Source organism: Oceaniglobus roseus (assembly GCF_002869745.1).
Classification (GTDB): Bacteria; Pseudomonadota; Alphaproteobacteria; order Rhodobacterales; family Rhodobacteraceae; genus Oceaniglobus; species Oceaniglobus roseus.
The window spans coordinates 23,851-39,328 of sequence record NZ_PNOS01000045.1; the positions used below are offsets into that span (position 1 = coordinate 23,851).

Genomic DNA, 15,478 nt, shown 5'->3' on the forward strand with positions numbered 1-15,478 from the left:
GCGAAAACCCGGGATTGCGGCGAAATGACTCACAGCAACGTGGTGACCACAGACTTTCGCCCGCGCAGCATGCCCGACGGCCAGCCGAAGCCCGTGCCGGCCCGTAAACCGCGCGACCCGCGGCTCGACTTCTATCGCGGCATCGCGATGATCATCATCCTGATCTCGCACACGCCGAACAACTTCTGGGCGAACTACATTCCGGCGCGCTTCGGCTTCTCCGACGCGACCGAGATCTTCGTCTTCTGCTCCGGCATGGCCTCGGCCATCGCCTTCGGATCGAGCTTCGTCAACCGCGGCTGGTGGCTTGGCACCGCGCGGGTGCTCTACCGGATGTGGCAGGTCTACTGGGGGCACATCGGGCTGTTCCTGGTCCTTGCGACGATGCTGGCGATGATCGACGCCTCGGGCGTGTCCGAGACGGTCTACATCGGCACGCTGAACCTCTGGAAGGTGTTCGAGGATCCGGCGCCCGAGCTGATCGGGCTGATGACGCTGACCTATGTGCCGAACTACTTCGACGTGCTGCCCATGTACATCGCGATCCTCGGCATGATGCCCGTGGCGATGATCCTGGCGCGCACCAGCCCCTGGCTGGTCGCCATCGTCTGCGCCGCGGTCTGGCTGGCGGCGCAGGATGCGCTGCTGTCCTGGCTCGGGATCTCGGAAACCGGCCTGTCCTTCCCGGCCGAGCCCTGGTCCGAGCGCGAGTGGTTCTTCAACCCCTTCGGCTGGCAGCTGGTCTTCTTCACCGGCTTCGCCTTCATGCGCGGCTGGATCCCGGCGCCGCCGGTCCACTGGGCGCTGGTCGCGCTGGCCGTCGCCGTGGTGCTGGTCTGCGTCCCGTTCTCGGTCTTCGCCTGGCGGATCGACTTCGCCCCGGGCGAGGCGTTCCAGCGCGACCACGCCGACTGGGTGGACAAGACGGATTTCGGGCCGCTGCGCTATCTGCACTTCCTGGCGCTGGCCTATGTCGCCTGGGTCGCCGCGGGCGTGCGCGGCGCAAGGCTGCGGCCCGAGGGCGAGGGGTTGGGCGCGCGCATCTGGCGGCACGTCGTCGCCATCGTCATGCGGGTCGGCCAGCAGTCGCTGGCGGTGTTCCTCTTCTCGATGGTCTTCGCGCAGTTCAGCGGCTTCGTCATGGACCAGACCGGCCGCACCGCAATTATCGTATCGCTGGCCAACGTGGTGGGCATTGCGGCACTGGTTGCCGTTGCCTATCTCGTCGGCTGGTTCAAGAGCCAACCCTGGAGAGCTCAGGCCCCCCGATGATCCTCGACCGCCGCACCTTCCTCGCCGCCCTCGCGGCCCTGTCCTCCGTCCGAACCGCCGCCGCGCGGGAAGAGCTGGTGGTCGCCGAGACCCCGTTCTCCGTCGACTGGCTGAAGGCCGAGGCCGAGCGCCTGGCGCAGTCGGATTTCCAGCCCGCGCCGATGGTGCCCGAGGCCTGGCGCAAGCTGACCTACGACGAGGCCAAGCTGATCTGGTTCCGCGACCGCGACGCGATCTGGACCGACGTGGACAGCGCCCTGCAACTCGACCTCTTCGCCGCGGGCTACCTGCACCAGCGGCCGATCCAGGTGAACCTCGTGTCCGACGGGGTGGCCCACACGCTCGGCTTCGACCGGAGCCTGTTCGACGCCACCGACCAGTTCCCCGATCCGCCGGTGGACGAGACGATGGGATATTCGGGCATCCGGCTTCGGGCGGAGCTGAACAAGAAGGGGATCTTCGAGGAGTTCATGGTCTTCCAGGGCGCGAGCTATTTCCGCGCCATCGCCAACCGGCAGGTCTATGGCCTGTCGGCGCGCGGTCTCGCGCTGCGCACGGGCGACGCCGAGGGCGAGGAGTTCCCGACCTTCACCCGCCTCTATGTCGAGCAGCCCGCGGCCGGTGCCGACACCTTCCACATGCACGCGCTGCTTGACGGCCCGTCGACCACCGGCGCCTACAGCTTCGCGATCCGCCCCGGCTCGCCCACGGCGGTCGAGGTCACGGCGACGCTGTTCCCCCGCGTCGATCTGGATCACGTCGGGCTTGCGCCGCTGACCAGCATGTTCCTGTTCGACGCGACCAACCGCCACCGCTTCGACGATTTCCGCCCCGCGGTCCACGACAGCGACGGCCTGCTGATCTGGAACGGCAACAACGAACGGCTCTGGCGGCCGCTCGCCAATCCCGTCTCGCTCCAGATCTCGAGCTTCGTCGACAGCAACCTGAACGGCTTCGGTCTGATGCAGCGGCACCGCGATCCCGAGGACTTCGCCGATCTCGAAGCCCGCTACGAGGCGCGCCCCTCGCTCTGGATCACGCCGCGCAAGGCCTGGGGCGACGGCGTGGTGCGGCTGGTCGAGATCCCGGCCGACCGCGAGATCTACGACAACATCGTCGCCTACTGGCGGCCCGCCGCGGTGCTGTCCGCCGGACAGCCCTTCGATTTCGAGTACGGGATGCTCTGGGGCGACGCGCCGAAGGGGCTCCCCGACCTTGCCCGGGTGATGAACACGCGCATCGGCAAGGGCTTCGACCGGGTGCGGACGGTCTGCGTCGTGGACTTCGAGGATCACCCGCTGCTTCAGGAAGAGCCTGAAAAATATGCGGCGCGCGTGCATGACGACCAAGGCGTGGTCTCGGTCGGCGTGATTCAGCGCAACCCGGGAACCGGTGGTCTGAGACTCTCGTTCAGCTTCGACCCTGCCGGGGCGGCGGCGCTGGAACTGCGCGCACAGCTGGTCCGGAACGACACACCTGTTACCGAAGTCTGGCTATACCGATGGACGGCTTGAACCAATTCCACACCCGCGACGCGGCGATGCCGCCCGTCTGCCCCCTCGTGCACCCGGTCCAGAGCCTCGACCGGCCCTACCGCGACCTCAGCGCCCCCAACCAGGGCGTGACCGGCGGCGCGCCGTGGTGGCGCCTGGCCACGTTCCTGCCGGCGGCGTTGACGACGCTGGCTGTGGTCCTGGCCTTCCGCGACTGGTTCGCCGTCGGCGGGCTCTCGCTGTTCGAGGGGGCGGTGATCGCGCTGATCACCTTCACCTTCTTCTGGATCGCGCTCTCGGTCGCCACCGCGACGCTCGGGATCGCCACGCTGCTTCTCGACAACCGCCGCAAACCGGCCCTGCGCGCCGCCGACGACGGGCGCCCGGTGGCGCCGCTGCGGGTGGCGCTGCTGGTGCCGGTCTACAACGAGTCCCCCGTCGACGTCTTCGGCAACGCCGCCGCGATGCTGCGCGACATCCGCGCGCAGGCCCACGGCCACGATTTCGCGCTGTTCGTGCTGTCCGACACCCGCGACGACGCGATCGCGCGGCAGGAAGAGCGCGCGTTCCGCGCCCTGCGCGCCCGACTGGGCGAGGGGTACCGGGTTTATTACCGGCGCCGCATCGACAACGTCGACCGCAAGGTCGGCAACCTTTCGGACTGGGTGCGCACCTGGGGCGGAGCCTGGGACGCGATGCTGGTGCTCGACGCAGACAGCCTGATGAGCGGCCACGCCATCGTCGAGCTGACAGACGCCATGTCGCGCGACCCCGGCGCGGGGCTGATCCAGTCCTTCCCCATGCTCTTCGGCGCGCAGTCGCTGTTCGGCCGGGTCCAGCAGTTCGCCAACCGCATCTACGGTTTCGCGCTGGCCGAGGGGCTGGCGAAGTGGACCGACCGCGAGGGCAACTACTGGGGCCACAACGCGATCATCCGCTGCTCGGCCTTCGCGTCGTCGGCGGGCCTGCCGAAGGTGCGCAGCCTGCGCGGCGAGGAAAGGCTGATCCTCAGCCACGATTTCGTCGAGGCGGGCCTTCTGCGCCGGGCGGGCTGGTCCGTCCGCTTCCTGCCGCGCATCCCCGGCAGCTACGAGGAAGTGCCGGCCACCCTGATCGACTACGTGCTGCGCGACCGGCGCTGGTGCCAAGGCAACCTCCAGCACCTCGGCCTGATCGCCTCGCGCGGGTTCCATGCCGTGTCGCGCTTCCACCTGATCAGCGGCGCCATGGGCTATCTGGTGTCGCCGGCCTGGCTGGCGCTGTTGGTGATCTGGGCGATGCTCGGCAACGGGGAAGACCAGAACGTGATCCGCTATTTCAGCGATCTGTCGCCGCAGGTGAACTGGCCCGAAGTGATGACCAGCCACAACCTGTCGATCCTGTTCTTCATGTACGCGATGCTTCTGGCGCCGAAACTGATGAGCGCGGGCGCCATCCACCGCGCGGGCATTCCGCTGCGCGATGTCGGGGGCCTCGGGCAGTTCGTGACCTCGGTGGTGGCGGAGATCCTGCTTTCCATCGCCTATGCGCCGATCATGATGGTGCAGCAGTCCATCGCCGTCGCCCGCACCGCGCTTGGCCTGCGCGAGACCTGGACGCCCCAAAGCCGGGGCGGCAAGGTCAACTATCCGCTCGCGACGCTGCTGAAGTTCCACTGGCTGGAAACCGTGCTGGGCACGCTGCTGCTGGTCGGCATGGCGCTCGGGATCGTCACGCTGTGGCTGCTGCCGATCGCCCTCAGCCTCGCCATGGCCGTGCCGCTTTCGGCGCTGTCGGGCTGGAACATGGCCCGCTGGCCCTGGAGCGCGCGCCACCTCGGAACGCCCGAGGTGCTGAACGCGCCGCGCATCATCCGCCGCGCCCTTCTCGAGCGTCGTCACTTCGCCCGGGTGCTGGCCGCGCCGGAGGTGATCGCGGCTGAGTAGCGGCTACTCCGGCCGCCGGGCGAGCCCCTCGAACCAGTCGAGCGCCAGGTCGGCCCAGCCCACGGGAATGCCATGCGCCCCGGGATGCAGCGCGAATTGCAGCGCCGCGCCCGGGGCGCAGTCCGTCCAGCGGCGGATCCAGAATTGATTGACCGTGTCGAAGCCGTCGGGGCGCATCATCGTGCAGCCGTCGGTGGCGCGCCAGATCTCCATCGCCGCCCAGACGTCGCCCTGCTCGATCGCCCCGCCGCGCAGCGGCCGCCCCTCGAGCGGCACCGTGACGTCCTGCCAGCCATGGGTGTGGAACAGCTTCACCGGCCCGGCGCAGCCTTCGGGGTGGGGCCGCCAGAAGTTGCCCGCGACCGGGGCATAGGCGGCGAAGAGGTCGGGACGGGCGCAGGCGGTATAGGCGACCATCGAGCCGCCGATGGAGAAGCCCGCCAGCAGCACGCGGTCGCGGTCGACGCCGAAGCGGGCGACCGCATCCCCGGCAACCTCGGCGAAGAAGGCGGGTTCGTCGCGCAGCGCTTCGTGTCCCGGCAGGAACGACCAGCCGCCGCCGCGCCGCCCCTGTCGCGACAGCCCGTCCGGGGCGAGAAGCGCATAACCGCGGGCCCTGATCGCCTCGACCATCCCCGTGTTGCGCAGCGTGTCCGCGCCGCTGCCGCCCGCGCCATGGAGGAAGATCACCACCGGCGCGCCCTGTCCGCCCCCCGCGGGCAGCACCGCGTGGTAGGTGCCCGACGCCACGGTGCAGGCATCGGGCGACGGGCCGCAGCCCGCCGTGACCGCGTCGCCCATGAGCACCGAAAGGGCGAGGGCAAGGAGAGGCGCACGGAACATCCCTCAACCCTCCGGCACGGGGGAGCGATCCAGCGGCAGCCCCCGCGCCAGCCATCCGGGCCCGGCGAGCGAGCCCAGCATCCCCTCGGGCACGTCCATGACGTTGATGAATCCCTGACGCACCAGCCGGTTCGCCAGCCTGGCGGAGCGCACGCCCCGTGCGCAGATCAGCGCCACCGGCAGCATGTCGCCCTGCCGGTCGATCAGGGCTGCGAGCGACTCGGCGAAATCGTCCCGGCGCATGTCCAGGCGGTACGCGTTTCCGGGACTGCCGGTCGCCGCCCATTCCTCGGGGCGGCGGATGTCCACGAGAACGACGCGCCCCTCCGACGCCATGGCAAAGGCCTCGGGTGCGCTCAGCGTGGCGCCGCGGAACTCCTCCCTGATCGCGCCGTCGTAGAGCGAAGGTCCGACGAACCCGATGAACGCAGCCCCTCCGAGGCAGGCGACCCCGGCGGCGAAGACCAGTCCGCGTCCGCTCATCCCGCGGGCGCCAGGTGGCTGCGGACGATCTCCGCCGCCTGTTCGGGCGCCAGCACGGGGGGCAGCAGGCTCAGCACCGCGCCATCCGGGTCGAGGAGGTAGATGAACGAGCCGTGGGAGAAGACCGGCCCGTATTCCGGATCGTCGAAGATCTGCGCCCGCTCGACCGAGAAGGCGTCGTAGGCCACCTGCAAGGCCGCCTCGCTGCCCGTCAGCCCGACGAAGCCCGGATGGATCCGCGCCAGTGGCGCGCCGATGCTGTCCACCGTGTCGCGCGCCGGATCGACGGTGATCATGACGGGCGTCACCGCGATGCCCTCCGCCGACAGCTCGTCCACCACCTCGGCCATCAGCGGCAGCGCGGCCGAGCAGATCTGGCGGCAGTTGGCATAGCCGAAGAACAGAAGCTGCGCGTGTCCCTCCGGGTCGGCCTCGCTGCGGGTCTCGCCGCGCTGGTCGGTCAGGCGGAACGGGCCGCCGACGTCGAAGGGCAGGGCGCCCGCGGCCTGCGCAAGGGGCGCGGAGAGCGCCAGGAACAGAAGGGCCGGGCGGATCACGGATAGAGCTCCTTCAGGATCTCCCTGTCCTTCTCCAGCCCCAGCCCGAAATACCCGGTCTCGGCGATCTTCGCGTTCACCCGCGGGTCGCGCCGGAACCAGGGGCCCGGGCCCGCGGCATCTGGATGCGTCTCGGCCCAGACCTTCGTCCAGCGGTTCGCCTTCACCCAGTCGGTTTCGCCCGGCTTCCGGATCAGCTGCACCTGGTAGACGTTCGTCGCCCCGATATCGGGATCCTCGATCAGCAGGCCGTCGACCTCCACCTCGGCACCGCAGAACGGCAGCAGCTCGACCACCGCGCCGCTGAAGGCCGGTTCGTTGTTCTTGGTCGGGAACACCAGAACGCCGTCCGCCGCGCGCACGAGGCCCAGCTGCCGCGCGCCGCCGCCGCAGTCGGCGGGGCAGTCGCCGGTCAGCTCGCACAGGACGTCCACGACCTTGGCCTCGAACCGCGCGGGCTTCTCGGCGTAGAGGTTCCAGCTTTTCGCCTCGGAGCCCGCCGAGAAATCCTGGGCCGAGACCTGAACCGCGGGCAGGGCGAGAAGCAGCGCGACAAGGGCAGGGCGGATCATCGCGCTTCCTCCGGCACCGAGAACTCCGGCACGTTGCCGTAGTCCAGGTGGTTCTCGTTGGTGATGCCCTGGTCCGTCACGACCTTCTCGACCACGAGGTAGTTCAGCCCGTCGCGGGCATAGGCGATCCCGTCCGCCTCGATCACGTGGCTTGCAAGGTTCAGCTGTGTGTCGCCCCCGGCGCTTTCGGCGCTGCCCTCGATCTTCAGCACCATGTAGACGGTGCCGTCCTCGGCCCGCAGCCCCACCGGGATCCCCCCGGCCGAACACCAGAGCGCGCAGGTGTGGTGCGCCGTGCCGACGACCGCATCCGTCCCGCCCATGACGCCGGAGAAATAGCACCAGGTGTCGATCAGCTCGCCCGTGACGCGGATCCGCTCGCCCTCCGCGGCATGAAGCGGCGTGGCGAGCGCCAGGGTGGCAAGGACGGTCAGGGTTCGTCGCATCGTGATCTCCCTCGGGGACTGCGCTGCCGCGAGAGTGGCACAGGCCCCGCGGCCCGCCAAACGGCTTGTCGCGGGGTCAACCAAGCGTGAAGATCGTGACAGCGGCGTTATTCGCCCGCCTCCAGCACCTCGAAGTGCATCCCCTTCGCCGTGCGGTTCGGGAAGCCCTCCCAGTAGGTGTGCCCGGCGCCCTTCACGTCGTCCTTCATCTCCCAGACTCCGTCGTTCGAGTTCGGCACGAGGTCCAGGAAGGCGTCGGCCCCGGCATCGTCCTTCAGGTACTTGGCGAGCCAGGCGGTGACGAAATGCTGCGCCACGTTGTTCATCCGGGCCGTGTCCCAGACCGCGTCGATGTAGTGCTCGGCCAGGTTGAAGCCGAGTTCTGCGTCGTACCTGTTGGCCTCCTCAGGCGCGGGGATCCCGGCGCCCGCATTGTGGTTGGCGTTGTCGAAGGTCAGCAGCGCCCGGTCGACGTTCGTCGCCTGCTCCCAGATCGCGCGGGTGCCGTCGGCATAGCCCGACACGTCGTCCACCGATCCGGCGACGAACAGCATCGGGATGTCGATGCCCTTCAGCCCCTCGGCATCCCAGAACCCCCGCTGCCGCCCCCAGGGCGCGAAGGCGATGGCCGTCCTGATCCGCGGATCGGTCAGGCGCTCGTGGCTCTCGCTGCCTGCGAGGTGGATGGCGAGCGTGCCCTGCGGCGCCCCCCAGTCGTAATCCACGGCGGCCTGCGTCACTCCGGCCCCCGCGGTGATGACCGCACCGTAGCCGCCCATGGAATAGCCGATGAGCCCGGTGCGTTCCGCATCCACGATACCCGACAGGAAGCCGTCCGGGGCTGCGCCCAGCTTCGCCATCTCGTCGATCACGAACAGCTGGTCCAGCGTCCGGTTCACCAGGGTCGAGCCGAAGGCGGCCTTGGTGCGGTAGGTCGAATCGGTATGGTCGATGGAGGCGACGACATAGCCCTTGGAGGCCAGGTTCTCGCCCAGGTGGGACATCAGGTAGCGGTTGCCGGGATAGCCGTGGGACAGGATCACCAGGGGCCAGGCGGTGCCCGTTGCGGGCGCCGCGTCGCGCATCGCGCGGCCCTGAAGCGTGACCTCGGTCTTGCCGTCGCGCAGGAACGCCTTCAGCCCCGTGTCGCCCGTGGCGTCGGCGGTGGCGGGATACCAGACCTCGACGGTCAGCGGGCGGTCGTAGGTCGGCAGCGGGTCGGGTGCGTCCCCCTCGTTGCCGATGGCAAGGATATCCAGCTGCCCGGGGTGCACCATGTCGATGGTCCGCACTCCGACCGGCAGATCGCCATAGGCGGCGAGGGCGGGGGCATCGGCGCGCTGCGTGTCGATCCGGTTCTCGCCGTGGGCGGCGGCGGCCAGCGACAGCGCGGCGGGCAGGATCAGGGCGAGGCGGGGCAGGGACATGGGGCAACTCCGTGACTGGGTCTGCGGGCACCATGAGCGCCGGTCTCGACAGGGTCAATGCAATCTGCGGTGGAGCGCGCGCCCCTGCGCGATCCGGCAAGGGCCGCCCCGGCGCACCGAGGTATACCGTTAAGGCGCGGAATTTCTTGAAAGAATCCTGTTTACAGGGGCGCGTTTCGGATTACTCTCACGACAACAGCCAGGAGCCGCGCCGATGTGTCCGATCGAAAACCATCCCCTGCGCTATCCCCTGGCGAACGAGTTGCACGCGCGCCCCTTTCCCGAATTGCGCGCCCCGTCCTTCGCCGCCTTCCTCGCGGTGAAGCAGCCGTCGGACGCGGCGGGGCGCGACCGCAGGCTGGACCGCGCGCACCTGATCGACCTCCTCGACCGCCACGGCGCCCAGCACCCGAAGCCCGACGCGACCCACTATTTCGGACGCATCGGCAAGCACATGCTGAAGTGGGAACAGCACACCGAATTCGTCACCTACACGATCTTCGGCGACGGCGTGGCGGAACGGCCCTTCGATTCCAGCGTCTTCAAGGTCTTCCCCGAGGACTGGCTGGCGAAGGCGCCGGGCCTGCGCATCACGTCGGCGCTGATCCGCGTCGAGGTCAGCCAGGACACCGAGGTGATCGCACGGAAGCTGTCGGACTGGTTCGTGCCCGAAAGCCTCGCCACCAGCGCCGTTGTCGACGGCACGGCGATCATGGCCGCCGACTTCCGCATCGATTCCTCCGAACACATGCGCATGGCCGTCTTCGTGAAGGAAGATACCAGCGACCGGCGCGTGGGCCGGATCGTCCAGCGGATGTGCGAGATCGAAACCTACAAGTCGATGGCGATGCTCGGCCTTGCCCGCTCGCGCGACCTCGGGCCGCGGATGGGGGCGCTGGACCGCGAGCTGACGAAGCTGATGACGGAAATGTCCACGGCCCTCAGCAAGTCGGACGAGACGCTGAAGGCGCTGCTGGAGATCTCGGCCGAGCTCGAGACGCTGATCGCCACCTCCTCCTTCCGCTTCGGCGCCACCGGCGCCTACGGCGCGCTGGTCAACCAGCGCATCGCGGTGCTGCGCGAGGAGCGGTACGAGGGCCGGCAGACCTTCGCCGAGTTCATGATGCGCCGGTTCGAACCCTCGATGCGCACCGTGGCGGCGACCGAGAAGCGGCTGCACGAGATGGCCGAGCGGGCGATCCGCGCGGGCAACCTGCTGCGCACCCGGGTCGACGTGGAACGCTCGGCCCAGAACCAGGAACTGCTGGCCAGTATGGACCGCCGCGCCGATCTGCAACTGAGGTTGCAGAAGACGGTCGAAGGGCTGTCGGTGGTGGCGATCAGCTATTACGCCGTGTCGCTGGTGTCCTACGTCCTCTACCCGCTCACCGAGGCGGCGGGCATCTCCAAGGGGCTCGGGACCGCCATCGTCACGCCGCTGGTGGTGGCGGCCGTCTGGCTCCTGGTGCGGCGCATCCGCAAGGAAGTGGAGTAGCGCGCCGCCCCTGCGTCCCTACCGGCCGCGGATCCGCGGATCGAGCGCGTCGCGCAGCCCGTCGCCGATATAGTTCACCGACAGCACCGTGAGCGAGATCGCGAGGCCCGGCCACATCACCCGCTCGGGGAACTGCTGGAGATAGTCGGTCGAATCATAGAGCAGGCGGCCCCAGGTCGGGAAGTCCGAGGGGAAGCCGAAGCCGAGGAAGGACAGCGCGGATTCGGTGATGATCGCGTTGGCGATGCCGAGCGTCGCGGAGACCATGATCGGCGACAGCACGTTCGGCAGGATGTGCCGGGTGATCATCCGCCGGTTCGGCGTGCCGATCGAGCGGGCGGCAAGGACGAACTCGCGCTCCTTGATCGCCAGCACGTCGCCGCGCACGATCCGCGCCGTCTGCATCCACGAGGTGATGCCGATGACCCCGACGACAAGGATGAAGATCCCCGCCTCGGGTCCGAAGGCCGCGCGCAGCACGTCGCGGAACAGCAGCAGGATGACGAGGAGCAGCGGCAGCAGCGGCAGCGCCAGGAACAGGTCGGTGAAGCGCATCAGCGGCCCGTCGAGCTTGCGGAAATACCCCGCCAGGACGCCGACCGCGGTGCCGAGGAACACCGACAGCGCCATCGCCATCAGCCCCACCGACACCGAGGTCTGCCCACCCTTGATCATCCGCGCCAGCAGGTCCCGGCCCAGCTGGTCGGTGCCGAAGGGATGGGTCAGGGACGGACCCTGGTTGCGGGCGCGGATGTCGATGAAGGTCGGGTCGACGGTCCAGAGCCAGGGCCCGATCGACACCGCGAGCACGATGAAGATGAAGAACGCCGCCCCCGCCAGCGCGCCCTTGTGGGTGCGGAACTGGTCCCAGACGTCCAGCCACTGGTTGCGCGGCGGCCTCGGCTTTCCCGCCGCCTGCGCGGGGCCGACGGGGTTGTGGATCACGGGATCGGTCGCGTGATTGTCAGTCATAGCGGATCCTCGGGTCGAGTATGCCGTAGAGCACGTCAGCGATCAGGTTGAACAGCACGATCAGCACGGCGAAGATGAAGGTCAGCGTCTGCACCATCGGCAGGTCGTTGGCCTGGATCGCGGTGATCAGCAGCTGGCCGATCCCGTTCACCTTGAACACCTGCTCGGTGATGATCGCGCCGCCGAAGATGCCCGGAACGCCAAGCGCGATGACCGTGACCACCGGGATCATCGAGTTCCGCAGCACATGGGTCAGCACCACCACCCGCTCGGTCATGCCCTTGGCGCGGGCGGTGCGCACGTAGTCCTGGTTCAGGTTGTCCAGCATCGAGGCGCGCATGAAGCGGCTGATCTGCGCCGTGGTCTGGAGCGCCAGCACCATCACCGGCATGATCATCTGCTGAAGCTGGACGACGAACGAGTCCCAGCTGTCGACGACATGGGTCGTGTCGTAGATCGAGGGCAGCCAGCCGAGCTTGACCGAGAAGATCACGATCACCAGCACGCCCGAGAAGAACGGCGGCACCGAGTAGCCGATCATCGACACGAAGGTGCCTGCCTGGTCGAACAGCGAATACTGGCGGTACGCCGAGTAGATGCCGATCGGCAGGGCGATGGCGACGCCCACGACATAGGACAGGCCCACCACCCACAGCGTCTGCGGCAGGCGCTGCACCACGATGTCCATCACGGGGCTGCGGGTCTGCCACGAGATCACCCTGAGCTTGCCTTCGGCGAAGCCGGTGCCGAGGAAATGGTCGATCAGGTTCAGCGGCTCGATCCAGAAGAACTGCACGATCCACTTGAAGAAACGGATGTGCACGGGTTCGCCGAGGCCAAGGGCCAGTCGCATCTGCTCCTTCACCTCCGGCGGCACGGTCAGCGGCACGTTGGCCATGGGATCGCCGGGCGACAGCTCCAGCAGCAGGAAGATCACCAGAGCGATGAACAGAAGCGTCGGGATCGAGATGACCAGACGGCGGATCGTGAATGTCAGCATCGGCGCTTCTCTTCAGCTCTCTGGCGGGCGGGGGTCGGGGGAGGGTGGGCCGGCGGCCCACCCGGGGGTGCGGCGGCGTGGGCCCCGGACGGGGCCGCAGGGTGGGCCGATGGCCCACCCGCCGCCGCGGCGCGCGTCACTCCTTGACGCGGTACCAGTCGGCGATGTTCCACAGCTCGCTGTCCCAGACGTTCAGCTGGACACCGCCCAGGCTGTTCGCATGGGCCGAGTTGCGGCCGCGGTGGGTGAGCGGCAGGATCGCGTAGTCCTGCATCAGCATGTCGTTCATCGCCTTGGCGAGGCGCGCCCGCTCTTCCAGCTCGCCCGTCTTCGCCATCTCGGCGACCAGCGCGTCGTACTCCTCCGAGCAGTAGCGCATCATGTTGTTGCCCTGCCACTGGGTCTCGGGGCGGGGCGCCTGGTCGCAGGTCCAGCTGGCCATGTAGGCCTCGGGGTCCGTGCCGTCGAAGTTGTTGGTGTACATCTCGACATCGGCATAGAACTTCTGGAACGTGTCGGGCGAGCCCGGATCGCCGCCGAAGAACACCGAGGCGTCGATGTTGCGCAGCTCGACCTCGACCCCGATCTCGTTCCACCACTGCTTGATGAGCGCCTGGTAATCCTGGCGCACCGCGTTGGTGGAGGTCTGGAACAGGATCGACAGGCGCACGCCGTCCTTCTGGCGGATGCCGTCGGGTCCGGGGGTCCAGCCCGCCTCGTCAAGCAGTGCCTTGGCGCCTTCGATGTCCTGGGTCTTGCAGGCATCGTTGGCGGTCGAGGCATAGATCTCGGGCGCGGGCAGGACGTTGCAGGTCAGCCGGCCGAACTCGCCATAGCCGATCTCGGTCAGAAGCTGCACGTCCAGCGCCATCGACAGCGCCTTCCTCACGTTCTTGTCGCTGAGGAACGGGTGCGGGTGGTCGGCGGTCGAGCGGCGCTCGCCCCACTGCGGATCGGGGTCGGTGAAGTTGATGTGGATCCGCTCGACCGAGGTGCCGAAGGACGACACGTTCTTGCCCTTGCCCGCGGCCTCCATCTGGGTCAGCACCTCGGGCGCCAGCTGCAGGTTCCAGGCATAGTCGTATTCGCCGGTCTCGAGCACCGAGCGCGCCGCCGCCGCCGCATCGCCGCCGCCTTTGAACGTGACGGTCGCGAAGGCCGGCTTGTTCGGATCGCGGTAGTTCTCGTTCGCCTCCAGCGTGATCACGTCGTTGGGGCGGAACTCGGTCACCTTGAACGGGCCGGTGCCGACGGGGTTGAAGTTGGCCTCGGTGCACTCGGGCGCCTTGGGGCCGAGGCAATCCTGGAACTGCGCCTTCTGGATGATCGGGGCCTGGGCGCCGACGAAGGGGCCGTAGGGGAAGGGCTTCGGCACGCCGAAGGTCACCACCACCGTGCGCTCGTCCGGGGTCTCGACGCTGGTGACGTCGCCGTACTTCTCGGACTGGGCGCAGCCGCCGCCGTCGGCGGTGCAGTATTCCCACGAGAACTTCACGTCCTCGGAGGTGACGGGGGTGCCGTCGGACCACTTCAGGCCTTCCTTCAGCTTCCAGGTGATCTGGGTCAGGTCCTCGGAGACGCCGCCGTTCTCGACCGTGGGCACCTCGTCGACCAGCCAGGGCACCAGGTTGCCCTCGGTGTCGTAGCGCGCCAGCGGCTCGATCACGAGGGACGAGGCCTCGAGCTCCTTGGTGCCGCCCGACAGGTACGGGTTTAGGATCGACGGAGCCTGCCAGTAGATGATCTTGACCTCGCCGTCGCGGCCGCGCTCGCCCTCGTGGGCGGCGGCATGGGCCGAAAGGGGGAAGAGCGCCGTCGCGGCGGCCGCCCCCCAGAGGGCTGTTCTGAGTTTCATGTGGGACTCCCTGTTTGGTTTATTGGTGTCGCCTCCGTCCCGGCCGCCGCGTCGGGGCCGGGTGGGGAGGCTGGGTCGTTCAGCAGGTGACACGCGGCGAACTGGCCCGGGGCCACCTCGCGGAACTCCGGGTCGATCTTGCGGCAGACTTCCATCACCTTCGGGCAGCGGGTCGAGAAGTTGCAGCCCGGCGGCGGGTTGGACGGCGAAGGGACGTCGCCGGTCAGGATCGTGCGTTTCCGGCCCGACGCGAGCTCGGGATCGGGCTCGGGCACCGCCGAAAGCAGCGCCTGGGTGTAGGGGTGCTGCGGGTCGGTATAGAGCCTGTCGCGCGGCGCGAGTTCCACCACCTTGCCAAGGTACATCACCGCCACCCGGTCGGCGATGTGGCGCACCATGGACAGGTCGTGGGAGATGAAGAGATAGGTCAGCCCCAGCTTCTCCTGCAGATCCTCCAGCAGGTTCACCACCTGGGCCTGGATCGACACGTCGAGGGCGGCGATCGGCTCGTCGCAGACGATGAACTTTGGATGCAGGGCCAGGGCGCGGGCGATGCCGATGCGCTGGCGCTGGCCGCCCGAGAACTCGTGCGGATAGCGGTTGGCGAAGTCGCGGTTCAGGCCGACCTGGTCCATCAGCTCGTAGATCCGCTCCAGCCGCTCCTTCCTCGACAGCTTCGTGTGCTCGTCCAGCGGCTCGCCGATGATCGATGCGACGGTCATGCGGGGATTGAGCGAGGCCTGGGGATCCTGGAACACCATCTGCATGGTCGGCCGCATCTTGCGCAGCGCCTCGGGCCCGGCATGGGCGATGTTCCTGCCGTCGATCCTCACCTCGCCCGAGGTGACTTCGTAGAGCCGGATCAGCGCGCGACCGCAGGTTGACTTGCCGCACCCCGATTCGCCCACAAGGCCCAGCGTCTCGCCCTCGTAGATGTCGAAGGTCACGCCGTCGACCGCCTTCACCTCGCCCATCCGGCGCTGCAGGAACCCGCCGTGGATCGGGAAGTGCATCTTCAGGTCGCGCACCTCGACCAGCTTGCGCGGCGCGCTCATCGCGCCGCACCCCGCATCGCGCCGGCGGGACGGCATGCCTCGGGCGCGGGCGTCAGCGGGAGGGAGAGGGGGGCATGGGGGGA

The 15,478-nt window shown here is 68.6% G+C and carries 14 protein-coding genes; 4 read left to right on the forward strand and 10 right to left on the reverse strand.

Features of this window, described 5'->3' with window-relative positions; genetic code table 11:
- Window positions 1-24 precede the first annotated feature (24 nt).
- The 3 genes from A7B20_RS18435 to mdoH are packed head-to-tail and all read left to right on the forward strand — an operon-like array spanning window position 25 to window position 4,690.
- Window positions 25-1,272, forward strand: a complete 1,248-nt coding sequence (locus A7B20_RS18435; protein WP_102110059.1) for an OpgC family protein — start codon at window positions 25-27, stop codon at window positions 1,270-1,272.
- Window positions 1,269-2,786 (forward strand): OpgD/OpgG family glucan biosynthesis protein, encoded by a 1,518-nt coding sequence (locus A7B20_RS18440; protein WP_102110060.1) that lies wholly within the window; start codon window positions 1,269-1,271, stop codon window positions 2,784-2,786. The genes A7B20_RS18435 and A7B20_RS18440 overlap by 4 nt, the downstream gene beginning before the upstream one ends.
- The gene (gene mdoH / locus A7B20_RS18445) at window positions 2,774-4,690 is read left to right on the forward strand and encodes a glucans biosynthesis glucosyltransferase MdoH (RefSeq protein WP_102110061.1); all 1,917 of its coding nucleotides are present in this window, start codon (window positions 2,774-2,776) and stop codon (window positions 4,688-4,690) included. The genes A7B20_RS18440 and mdoH overlap by 13 nt, the downstream gene beginning before the upstream one ends.
- Before the next feature lie 3 nt (window positions 4,691-4,693).
- Here the strand turns inward: mdoH and A7B20_RS18450 are convergent, their stop codons facing one another.
- From A7B20_RS18450 to A7B20_RS18475, 6 genes are all read right to left on the reverse strand, one after another.
- A complete protein-coding gene (locus A7B20_RS18450; RefSeq protein WP_102110062.1) occupies window positions 4,694-5,533 on the reverse strand; it encodes a CE1 family esterase in 840 nt (279 codons plus the stop codon).
- A 3-nt stretch (window positions 5,534-5,536) separates the two neighbouring features.
- Window positions 5,537-6,016, reverse strand: a complete 480-nt coding sequence (locus tag A7B20_RS18455; protein WP_102110063.1) for a rhodanese-like domain-containing protein — start codon at window positions 6,014-6,016, stop codon at window positions 5,537-5,539.
- Window positions 6,013-6,573 (reverse strand): SCO family protein, encoded by a 561-nt coding sequence (locus A7B20_RS18460; RefSeq protein ID WP_102110064.1) that lies wholly within the window; start codon window positions 6,571-6,573, stop codon window positions 6,013-6,015. Before A7B20_RS18460 ends, A7B20_RS18455 begins: the two co-directional genes overlap by 4 nt.
- Window positions 6,570-7,145, reverse strand: coding sequence for a hypothetical protein (locus tag A7B20_RS18465; protein WP_102110065.1), 576 nt, complete (start codon window positions 7,143-7,145; stop codon window positions 6,570-6,572). Before A7B20_RS18465 ends, A7B20_RS18460 begins: the two co-directional genes overlap by 4 nt.
- Window positions 7,142-7,591 carry a hypothetical protein gene (locus A7B20_RS18470; protein WP_102110066.1) on the reverse strand — a complete coding sequence of 150 codons (450 nt, stop codon included), beginning with the start codon at window positions 7,589-7,591 and terminating at the stop codon, window positions 7,142-7,144. Before A7B20_RS18470 ends, A7B20_RS18465 begins: the two co-directional genes overlap by 4 nt.
- Before the next feature lie 107 nt (window positions 7,592-7,698).
- Window positions 7,699-9,018, reverse strand: a complete 1,320-nt coding sequence (locus A7B20_RS18475) for an alpha/beta hydrolase family protein (RefSeq protein WP_102110067.1) — start codon at window positions 9,016-9,018, stop codon at window positions 7,699-7,701.
- A gap of 214 nt (window positions 9,019-9,232) precedes the next feature.
- On the opposite strand from A7B20_RS18475, the gene A7B20_RS18480 reads away from it, so the two are divergent.
- Entirely contained in the window at window positions 9,233-10,513 is a 1,281-nt protein-coding gene (locus A7B20_RS18480) for a DUF3422 family protein (protein ID WP_102110068.1), read from the forward strand.
- An 18-nt stretch (window positions 10,514-10,531) separates the two neighbouring features.
- Here the strand turns inward: A7B20_RS18480 and A7B20_RS18485 are convergent, their stop codons facing one another.
- The 4 genes from A7B20_RS18485 to A7B20_RS18500 all read right to left on the reverse strand — a co-directional run bounded on the left by A7B20_RS18485 (window position 10,532) and on the right by A7B20_RS18500 (window position 15,395).
- Window positions 10,532-11,485, reverse strand: a complete 954-nt coding sequence (locus A7B20_RS18485; protein WP_102110069.1) for an ABC transporter permease — start codon at window positions 11,483-11,485, stop codon at window positions 10,532-10,534.
- Complete coding sequence (locus A7B20_RS18490) at window positions 11,478-12,485, reverse strand: ABC transporter permease (protein WP_102110070.1); 1,008 nt, start codon at window positions 12,483-12,485, stop codon at window positions 11,478-11,480. The genes A7B20_RS18485 and A7B20_RS18490 overlap by 8 nt, the downstream gene beginning before the upstream one ends.
- Window positions 12,486-12,621: 136 nt before the next feature.
- Window positions 12,622-14,340, reverse strand: a complete 1,719-nt coding sequence (locus A7B20_RS18495; protein WP_102110071.1) for a peptide ABC transporter substrate-binding protein — start codon at window positions 14,338-14,340, stop codon at window positions 12,622-12,624.
- Window positions 14,337-15,395: an ABC transporter ATP-binding protein gene (locus A7B20_RS18500; RefSeq protein ID WP_102110072.1), complete on the reverse strand. Its 1,059-nt coding sequence runs from the start codon at window positions 15,393-15,395 to the stop codon at window positions 14,337-14,339. Before A7B20_RS18500 ends, A7B20_RS18495 begins: the two co-directional genes overlap by 4 nt.
- Window positions 15,396-15,478: the final 83 nt, after the last annotated feature.